Below are 8,876 nucleotides of genomic sequence, written 5' to 3' on the forward strand. Positions count from 1 at the left end.
ACTTCGCGCGCTCGAAAACACTGCAAATCATGTAATGATGTGACGAACGGCTCGTTTTCCCCCGTAAAAGCGTGTGTTTTTTGATGCGTCGGCCCTGGGCGGACCTTGGCATGCCCGCCGACCCAGCGTGGGATTGTCCGAAGTTACTCCGTGAAACGACAAACCGGCTTACGATTCTTCCGCGTGGGCACTCAAATCCCGGGCCTGCTCGCGAGTCGATCGTGACCACCGTCCGCGGCCTGCTCCAAACGATCCAGGGACTCTGCGAACTTCGCAACAGTTATGGGATGGCTTCGCACGGCCGAGATGTCGCTGCGGCTCGCCTCGGGCAACGCCAAGCTACCTTGGCAGCACAAGCCGCAGATACAATTGCTTCTTTCCTCTATCGAACGCACCGGGATGCGCTCGCCGAACAGCCGGCAGACCGCGTTTATTACGAGGATCATCCCGAGTTCAACCGATGGCTGGATGAGCAGTTCGATGTCGTGACCATTGGGCAGGAAGCGCTTGCCCCAAGCAAAGTTCTGTATCATACCGCGATAAACGGCTACAAGCTTTCGCTGACGGAATTCCTCAACACCCCGCCAGAGAACACTGACGTTGGGGAATCAACGTGATGAAGTCCCCGAACGAACAGCTGGTAGAAGACGTCGCAGGTGTCTACTTCGGCACACTTGCTATCAAGTGTGCTCGGGGAGTCGAACTGGACGATAACGGCGAACGGGCGGACACTGCTACCGTAACCTTACTCCGTCGCTGCACGGTTGCCCTACGCAAGCTCAATTCGCATTTTCCCGACGCTACGATCGACGCCGTCGTCGCCTCGCTCACTCGCCCGCCGCATCCAACACTGATCGAAAACAACCGCTGGTTCCACGATCTGCTCACCAACGGCGTGCCGCTCGAATACAAGGACGCCAAGACAGGCGAGACGCGCGGCGGGCGAGCGCGGTTAATCGACTTCGACAATCCTTCCGACAACGATTTCCTCGTCGTCCGGCAGCTCACGATCCAAACCCCCGATGTGAAGACGATTCGGCCGGACCTCGTGCTGTACGTCAACGGGCTGCCGCTGGTCGTGATTGAGCTAAAAGACCCAGCCGACACCGCGGCGACGCTGGATGTCGCGATCGACCAGCTCGGGCGGTACAAGTCCACCTCGCCGGAATTGTTCGTGCCGAACCTACTGCTGGTCGCCAGCGACGGGCTGCTGACACGGGTGGGGAGCATCACTAGCGGCCGGCAGCGGTTCACGCCGTGGCGGCCGGCGAGCGGGGGCGAGCCGACTCTCGAGGCGCTGATTCGCGAACTCCTGAACCCGGCGGCGCTGCTGGACTACCTGCGGTCGTGCGTAGCGTTCGAGGAAGACGAGCGAGGGAACATCGTCAAGAAGGTGGCGGGCTATCACCAGTTTCGCGCGATGCGCAAGGCGCGGGCGAGCGTGATTGGCGCGATCAAGACGCCCGATCGCAATGACGAAGCCGCGGGCAAAGGGGGCGTGATTTGGCACACGCAGGGGAGCGGCAAGAGCCTGACGATGCTGATGCTCGCCGGCACGCTCGTGCGGGCGACGGAGATGGCCAACCCGACGGTGGTGATCGTCACCGACCGCAACGACCTGGACGACCAACTATTCGACACCTTCGCGATGGGCCGGGCGCTGTTGCGGCAAGACCCGGTGCAGGCCGATAGCCGCGAGCACTTGCGGCAACTGCTCGACCGGGCGAGCGGCGGCGTCGTGTTCACGACGATCCACAAATTCACCGAAGCTCACGGCAGGATCAGCGAGCGGGCGAACATCGTCGTCATGGCCGACGAAGCGCACCGCAGTCAGTACGGGTTCGTTGACGGTGGCGCGCGATGGATGCGCGAGGCGTTGCCTAACGCGACCTTCGTCGGCTTCACCGGCACGCCGCTGACGGCCGGCGACAAGATCACGCGTCACGTCTTTGGCAACTACGCCGACAAGTACGACATCCGCCAGGCTGTGGCCGACGGCGCGACGGTGCCGATCTACTACGAGCCGAGGATCGTCAAGCTGACGATCGATGAGAAAGGGGCTGCCGAGGCGGAGGCGAAGATCGCGGAATACGCGACTCGCGATGAGGACGGGCAGGAAACTCCCGAGAACATCCGTATTCCGCTGGAGGATCTGTACGGCGCGACTGAGCGGCTGGAACGGGTGGCGAAGTTCGTCGTCGAGCATTGGGAAGAGCGCCGCGCCGCGATGGAAGGCAAGGCGATGATCGTGACAATGAGCCGCGAAATTGCAATGAACTTGTACGACGAGATTCGCAAACTACGGCCCGAGTGGCATGACGATGACGACGATCGCGGCTCGTTGAAGGTCGTGATGACCGACGGCCTCCCGCCGCAAGGGAAGAATGAGTCGGACAAAGCGTACGCGAAGAGGATCGAACCACTCCTTGAACCGATCAAGTTTCACGGTCGGACGAAAGGACGACGCAAGGGCCTCGCCGAACGTTTCAAAGATCCCGCCGACGACTTCCGGCTGGCGATCGTGGTGGACATGTGGCTAACGGGCTTTGACGTGCCGGCCGCGCACACGATGTACCTCGACAAGCCGCTGGCCGGGCACAACCTAATGCAGGCGATCGCACGCGTGAACCGCGTGTACGGCGAGAAACCGGGCGGGCTGATCGTCGACCTGATCGGATTGGCCGACCCGCTGGCCGATGCGCTGAAGACCTACGCGAACGCGACGGGGGAGACCGACAAGCCGGTCAAGACGCTGCAGGACGAGGCGATCCCGGCGATGCAGTCGGCGTTCGAGCAGTTGCGGTCATTCTTCCACGGCTGCGACTACGCGGCGGCGTTGGACGCGGACCCGGCGAACGTGCTGCGCGTGTACCTGGGCGCGATCGACCACGTATTGGACGTGAAGCACAACGTCGGCGAAGAGACGGGCCGGCAGCGCTTCCTCGGCATGGTCAAGCGGCTGGCGACGGCGTTCGCGCTGGCAGTGCCGCGAGAGGAGACGCGAGAGATTGCGCCGCATTTGGCATTCTTCCAGCGTGTGGCGGCGATGCTCCGCAAGCGGCTGGCCGACGAGGCGGAACCGCGGCCGGAAGCGGGAGTCGCGGGCGACATCGACGCGGCCGTGCGGCAAGTGATCGGCGGCGCGGTAGACGCCGGCGAAGTGATCGACTTGTTCGCCGCAGCCGGGCTCGACGCGGCGCGACTTGACATCCTCAGCGACGAGTTTCTGGAGCGGGTGTCGGCCCTGGAGCAGAAGAACCTCGCGCTGGAGACGCTCCGGAAGCTGCTCAACGATCAGATCAAGGCTAGCGAGCGAACGAACCTCGTGCAGGCGCAGAAGTTCCGCGAGGCGCTGGAGAAGGCGATGCTCAGCTATGCGAACAAGCAAATCACCACGGCCCAGATGATCGCGAAGCTCTTGGAACTGGCGAAGTGGGTCCGCGAGGCGAAGCGGCACGGAGACGAACTCGGCCTCAACGACGAGGAAACGGCGTTTTACGACGCCCTCGCGGAAAACGGTTCGGCCAAGAAGGTCATGAAGTCCGACACGTTGCGACTGATGGCCCGCGAGTTGGCCGAAATGGTCAAGCGGCTACCGAAGCTCGACTGGGCTCAACGGGAGTCCGTTCGAGCCGATTTGCGTCGCCACGTCCGTCGGCTACTAGCGAAGTACGGCTACCCGCCCGATCTGTCGGAAGACGCAACGCAACTCGTACTCAAGCAAGCCGAACTCTCGACGGAAAACGGTGTCGAGTGATGCGCAGGACCTCGCGAAGCTTTCCTGCGGCCCGGCGCTCCCTTCCGATACCGCTAAAGATTTTAGTTGCCGTGGCTGCGACGCTCGGCCAGGATTGTGTCGGCCAGTGACCTCGTAAATGTTTACGCGGCCCATCTTCGGCTTTCCAGCGAGTTGAACGTCATGCCGGGCGTTAATGTCGAGTTGCTCTTCGCACTTCCGCGCAATGAAGTGTTCACGCGGATCAACGGATTAATCGCCCAATCCACGCGAGTTTCCGCCGTAGTCGGATTTCTCACCGAAGCGGGCGTTGCACTTCTTGGCGATGCGCTGCAAGCGTCCCCCGGCGTCCTTGATACGTTGGTCGTCGGCGCCATCACCCTAAAAGCATGCGATGGTCTCGACCGGCTGCTAACCATGGGTGTACCGGCCGATCGCTTGCTCGTGCATCTTGGGCATTCCCGGCCGACAAAGGAGTCTTTCACGAAGTATCATCCGATGATGCACAGCAAGGTCTACCTGTTCGAAGGCGCTCAAAGCTCCGCGGCGATCGTCGGATCGCACAACATGACCGGCTTCGCGCTAGGCGGCCAGAACACTGAGGCCTCAGTTCTCATCCAAGGACCAATCCATCATCCGCTTTTCACTGAAATTCGAACGCATATCCAAGCCGTAAAGTCGGAATCACAGGTCTACAACCCGACGATGCGCATCGCCTACGCGTGGTGGTTCCGCGAACTATTCAAAGGAATGCAATACAAGGCACTCTTCGGCGACGGTGAGGAGGGTATCGAGTACCGCCGCAATGTCGTGGCTATTGCCATCGCAAGCAATAGCGGTACTCCCCAAATCGGCGATGTGATTTATCTCGAGGTTCCAATTCAGTTCGCGGTATTGAAGGCCTTGGATGAACCGGTTCATTTCTATCTGCTCTCTCAGCTCCCTCAGACGGTGGCGGAAGCGACCGTTCAGCTACCCCTTTGCACATCGGCCTTTCGCGGCAAGGTCGCCGGCACGAATCAAAAAGTCGTGGACCGAGGCTTCGCCGATTGGATCATTCGCGACCTCCGCAATCCTGTTCTGGAAAGAACTGCCGGCACCGTGAACGTTGCGGGAAGTCCCGGCTTCATTCAGGCCTTCATCGAAATCCACGATGTGCTGCGGGCGCGGTACGAGTACATCTTCGACACCGCCAAGCGATGGAAGCCCGTCTACGACGAATCTTTGGCCGGCCAAGTTTCCGTGACGGCTCCGCTTGCCAAACGCTTCGCCGAGCTGGAATTGATTCCGGCGGAACACATCCCCTGGAATCGAGTTATCGACCTCGAGCCCGAAGGAGAACCGGGCGACGATTCCCAGGCACTTCGGGAAACATCTCCCGACAGCGGACGATTCTTGCTCCTCTCACGCCGCCGTCGACCGCTCGACTACGCGAATCGTTCCACCGCACAAGCCGAACAACTCGTGTTGCCGGGCGCCGTTGCATCCATCGAAGTCGAGCGTATATCGCCAGAATCGTCGCCGGCACCCGACGACCAGAAACTAATCGAGGCAGTGCAAGGCATCCCGGCAGAAGTTTGGTTCGCTACGGTAAGGTGGGCGAAACCAAATTCAAAACTAGCCAAGTACCAGCAAGGAATCGCAGCGTCGTTGGGGCGACAACGAAAGGACGGTAAGGTGCCGTCAATCAAGCAAGCAATTCAAGGGCAAAAGTTGTTGCTGGAAGCCATTGAAAAAGGCTTCGCCGACTTGAGCCTCTCGAACGACGTGCTCGAATCACTTCGCAACATCAAGCGACTGTCCAACTAACTCTGTCCGTACTTCGTGGGCGACGCGTTACTGCGCCAATGCGCATCGTCGGCGACGCTCAGACGAGCCCGGGTGCCATTCAAAAACCACTTCGTACCACTACAAGCGGCTCTCCCATGGATGCCGAAGCCTTCGAGGAAGAATGTTTCGAGTCGCTGCATTCAATCGGCTTGGATATCGTCCTCAATTACACGCTTCACGGTCACATCGTCTTTCCAGAAGAGGGCGGCCGCGACTATGCCAGAACCATCTTCCATTATCCGTATTCCTACCTCCATTCTCTTCCGATCCGCCTGAAAAATGAGCCAGGCTTCCAAGAATGGCCGGCTCGACTTCGCGAGCGAGTTTACGACTTGAAACGTGAAGAACTGCGCTCCCTGGCGTCCAGCGGCCACTACTTCGTAAATGCCCGGCAGCTCTTCTTGCTGGCGTATGACGCGCCTGAGATCCCCATTGCTTTAGGTTGGTTGGAGAGCGCCTACCAGCTCCCCGGCGCCGTCACTCGCCGCTGGCTCGACGTCGTCCGAAAGCATGCCGGAAGTCCCGATACTTACAAGGACCGGATGTCGGGGTTTGCAACCGATGCCCTTCGCCTATTTGCGTTACACGCGGCCAATGCGATCGGCATGGCAAGTGAAGATTGGTCGCCCGGCGAAATCGATTTCTTGATGGGCTTCTCCCTCGAAGGCGACTTCCTTTGCCACCCGACGCCGGACGACCCCCAAGATGTCGAGTGGATAACCAGATGCGACGAGCTATTCGACGGCTATATTGAGGAAAACGGACCGAGATTCGACGAAGCAGGCCGAAAGTACGGCTGGTGGTAAGCTAGACATTAGAACGGGCAGAGCCGGCGAATTCTAAGGGGACATTATACTTATTCCGAGCCAAGCGGCGCAACAACCAAACGCAACGCCCACGGGTCGCGCGCAGCGCAACCGGCCCTTTTTCAGGACGGAAGCGGATTATTCGGAACGGAGGCAGGCTACGGTGCCTCGCCGATCGCTCCCTGCAGCCGACCATGCACCCATACTTGCCGATCCAGCGGTTTCGTCAGTTCATCTCCGCTGGCCGGCCGCGGCCATCATTGTCTTCCACGCGACGCAACCCGCGGTCGAGCGTTCGTTCCATCTTCTCGGCACAGTTCGCGATCGCCACACCGTAGAACGGAGCCTTACTGCGAATGGTCACGGGTTCCAGGCCGTTGACGCGGACCTTGATCAGACATCACTCGTCGCTTCCGCCTACGGACAGGACGGCTTGTATGAATATCCAGCATATCGGACTGGCAGGGCTGAATCAGCAGTTGGGCCTTGGCGTCCGACCAAGGCACCCAAACCCGCCCTTGTAAGCGCACAGATAATTCTCGGCGTAGTGCGGCGCTAACCGCCGAATCGCCGGCGGCAGTTCGGCCATCTCGATCGTCCCGCACGGCACTGGATCCCAAGCTTTTTGCAGCCGACTTTCGTTCCGGCGTGCAGATAGATCAGCTCCGGCCAAAGACCGAGATTAGCCCCGATTCGTAACGCTACGTCGTACCGAGCTAGAGCACCGAACCGGTCGATGTGCCGCGTGCAGTTCGTAACCAGTTCGTGCAGTTCCTCGAAACTCCGGCACGTTTGGACGGCGTCGATTTTCTTGAGCAATGCCTTGGCGGCCTGTGCCAGCTTCTTCCGACCAAGCCGTCGCTGGTGCGGGTGAACATTCTCGCCGTTGAATCCGGCCCGCTCGATCTCCTCCGCCAGCGAACACGTCCGAAAAGAATTGAGGTAGTCGTCAAGACGGGGACCCGCTCCTCCGGCGGCCGGGTATCGCCTCACCAGATCGGCCAGCGAATCGCCCTTTTGAGCTTGAGGTCCTCTGCTGGTCATCGTGGCTCTCTCACTAGCGTAAGCTCGCCTTCTCGGTGACATTCACGCGATAATGTCCTGAACCACGTGGCCCGAGACATCCGTCAGGCGGAAGTCGCGGCCGGCGTGGCGGTAGGTGAGCCGCTCGTGATCGAGCCCCAGCAAGTGCAAAATCGTCGCGTGGAAATCGTGGACGTGCACTTCGTTCGTGGCGACCGTGCAACCGTAGTCGTCGCTTTCGCCATAACTAAAACCCCCCTTCACGCCGCCGCCCGCCAACCACGACGTGAAAACCTCGGCGTGGTGCTCGCGCCCCTTGGCGTCTTTGCCCGTGTTGAACGGCGTGCGGCCGAACTCCGTTGTCCAGACCACCAGCGTTTCATCTAACATGCCGCGCGACTTGAGATCGAGGAGCAAGGCTCCGATCGGTTGATCGACGTTTTTGGCCAGCGGCCCGTGGGCCGCCATGTCGGAGTGCGAATCCCAGTTGTTCGAGGCCCCCGTATCGATCAGCTCGATGAACCGCACGCCCCGCTCCGCCAGTCGGCGGGCGACGAGGCACTGCCAGCCGAAGCCCTTGGTGCTGCCGCGCGGAAGCCCGTAAAGCTTGAGCGTGGCGTCGGTTTCCCCGCTGAGATCGAACGCTTCCGGGGCCTCGGCCTGCATGCCGAACGCCGTTTCGAACGAGCGGATGCGGGCCGCCAGATCGGCGTCGGCCGGGCGGGCGGCCTGGTGGCTCCGATTGAACGACTGACCCAGGCCGAGCTCCAACTCCTGGAGCCGGCCGGCCGATTGACGCCGCTTGATGTTCGGAATGGGCTCGGGGCCCGGCATGACCGACGTGCCTTGATGGCAGCCGGGCAAAAAGTCGGACGACCAGACCTGGCCGCCCGCGTAAGGCAACTGCGGCGCCAGCACGATGAACGACGGCAGGTTGCGGTTGACGGTGCCCAGACCGTAACTCACCCACGAACCGATGCTCGGCCGGGCAAACGTGACCGAGCCGGTGTGGATGCCGAGCGTGGCCTGAAAATGATCGGCGTGATCGTTGCGCATTGAACGAATCAGGCACAACTCGTCGGCCCGCTCGGCGATGTGCGGAAAGAGTTCGCTCATCCAGAGGCCCGATTGGCCGCGCTCTCGGAACTCCCACTGCGGACGCTTGAAGTACTTTTCGACCACCCGGTTGTTGGGCGCGAACGCTTCGAGCATTTTCTGCGGAACGAGGAACGGCTTGTTGTGATCGGCGATGAGCCGCGGCTTGTAGTCGAACGAGTCGACGTGCGAGACGCCGCCGCTCATGTTCAAAAAGATGACCTGCTTGGCGCGGGGCCGGAAATGCGAGGCTTTTGGCGCGAGCGGGTCAGTGTTCGTAAGGGGGACGGGCGCGGCAAGCGAGTTGGGCGGGCCGGGCGAGGCGGCCGGCTTGGCAGTTGCCGGGCGGTCGGAGGCAGGCAGATCGGCCGCCAGCAGTTCGGAGA

Annotated in this window: 7 protein-coding genes; 4 read left to right on the top strand and 3 right to left on the bottom strand. The window is 61.0% G+C overall.

Features of this window, described 5'->3' with window-relative positions:
* Positions 1-110: 110 nt before the first annotated feature.
* The 4 genes from SGJ19_27855 (at position 111) to SGJ19_27870 (ending at position 6,372) form a co-directional block, all read left to right on the top strand.
* Positions 111-617, top strand: a complete 507-nt coding sequence (locus tag SGJ19_27855; protein ID MDZ4784081.1) for an abortive infection family protein — start codon at positions 111-113, stop codon at positions 615-617.
* Positions 617-3,757, top strand: coding sequence for a type I restriction endonuclease subunit R (locus SGJ19_27860; GenBank protein ID MDZ4784082.1), 3,141 nt, complete (start codon positions 617-619; stop codon positions 3,755-3,757). The genes SGJ19_27855 and SGJ19_27860 overlap by 1 nt, the downstream gene beginning before the upstream one ends.
* A 162-nt stretch (positions 3,758-3,919) precedes the next feature.
* Positions 3,920-5,545: a phospholipase D family protein gene (locus SGJ19_27865; protein MDZ4784083.1), complete on the top strand. Its 1,626-nt coding sequence runs from the start codon at positions 3,920-3,922 to the stop codon at positions 5,543-5,545.
* Positions 5,546-5,661: 116 nt separating this feature from the next.
* On the top strand, positions 5,662-6,372 hold the full coding sequence (locus SGJ19_27870) for a hypothetical protein (protein ID MDZ4784084.1): 711 nt from the start codon (positions 5,662-5,664) through the stop codon (positions 6,370-6,372).
* Between the two features lie 226 nt (positions 6,373-6,598).
* On the opposite strand, the gene SGJ19_27875 is transcribed toward SGJ19_27870, so the two are convergent.
* The 3 genes from SGJ19_27875 to SGJ19_27885 form a co-directional block, all read right to left on the bottom strand.
* A complete protein-coding gene (locus tag SGJ19_27875) occupies positions 6,599-6,736 on the bottom strand; it encodes a hypothetical protein (protein ID MDZ4784085.1) in 138 nt (45 codons plus the stop codon).
* 191 nt (positions 6,737-6,927) lie between these two features.
* Complete coding sequence (locus tag SGJ19_27880; protein MDZ4784086.1) at positions 6,928-7,416, bottom strand: hypothetical protein; 489 nt, start codon at positions 7,414-7,416, stop codon at positions 6,928-6,930.
* Positions 7,417-7,458: 42 nt separating this feature from the next.
* Positions 7,459-8,868, bottom strand: a complete 1,410-nt coding sequence (locus SGJ19_27885) for a DUF1501 domain-containing protein (protein ID MDZ4784087.1) — start codon at positions 8,866-8,868, stop codon at positions 7,459-7,461.
* Positions 8,869-8,876 lie beyond the last annotated feature (8 nt).

The organism is Planctomycetia bacterium (assembly GCA_034440135.1).
Lineage (GTDB): Bacteria > Planctomycetota > Planctomycetia > Pirellulales > JALHLM01 > JALHLM01.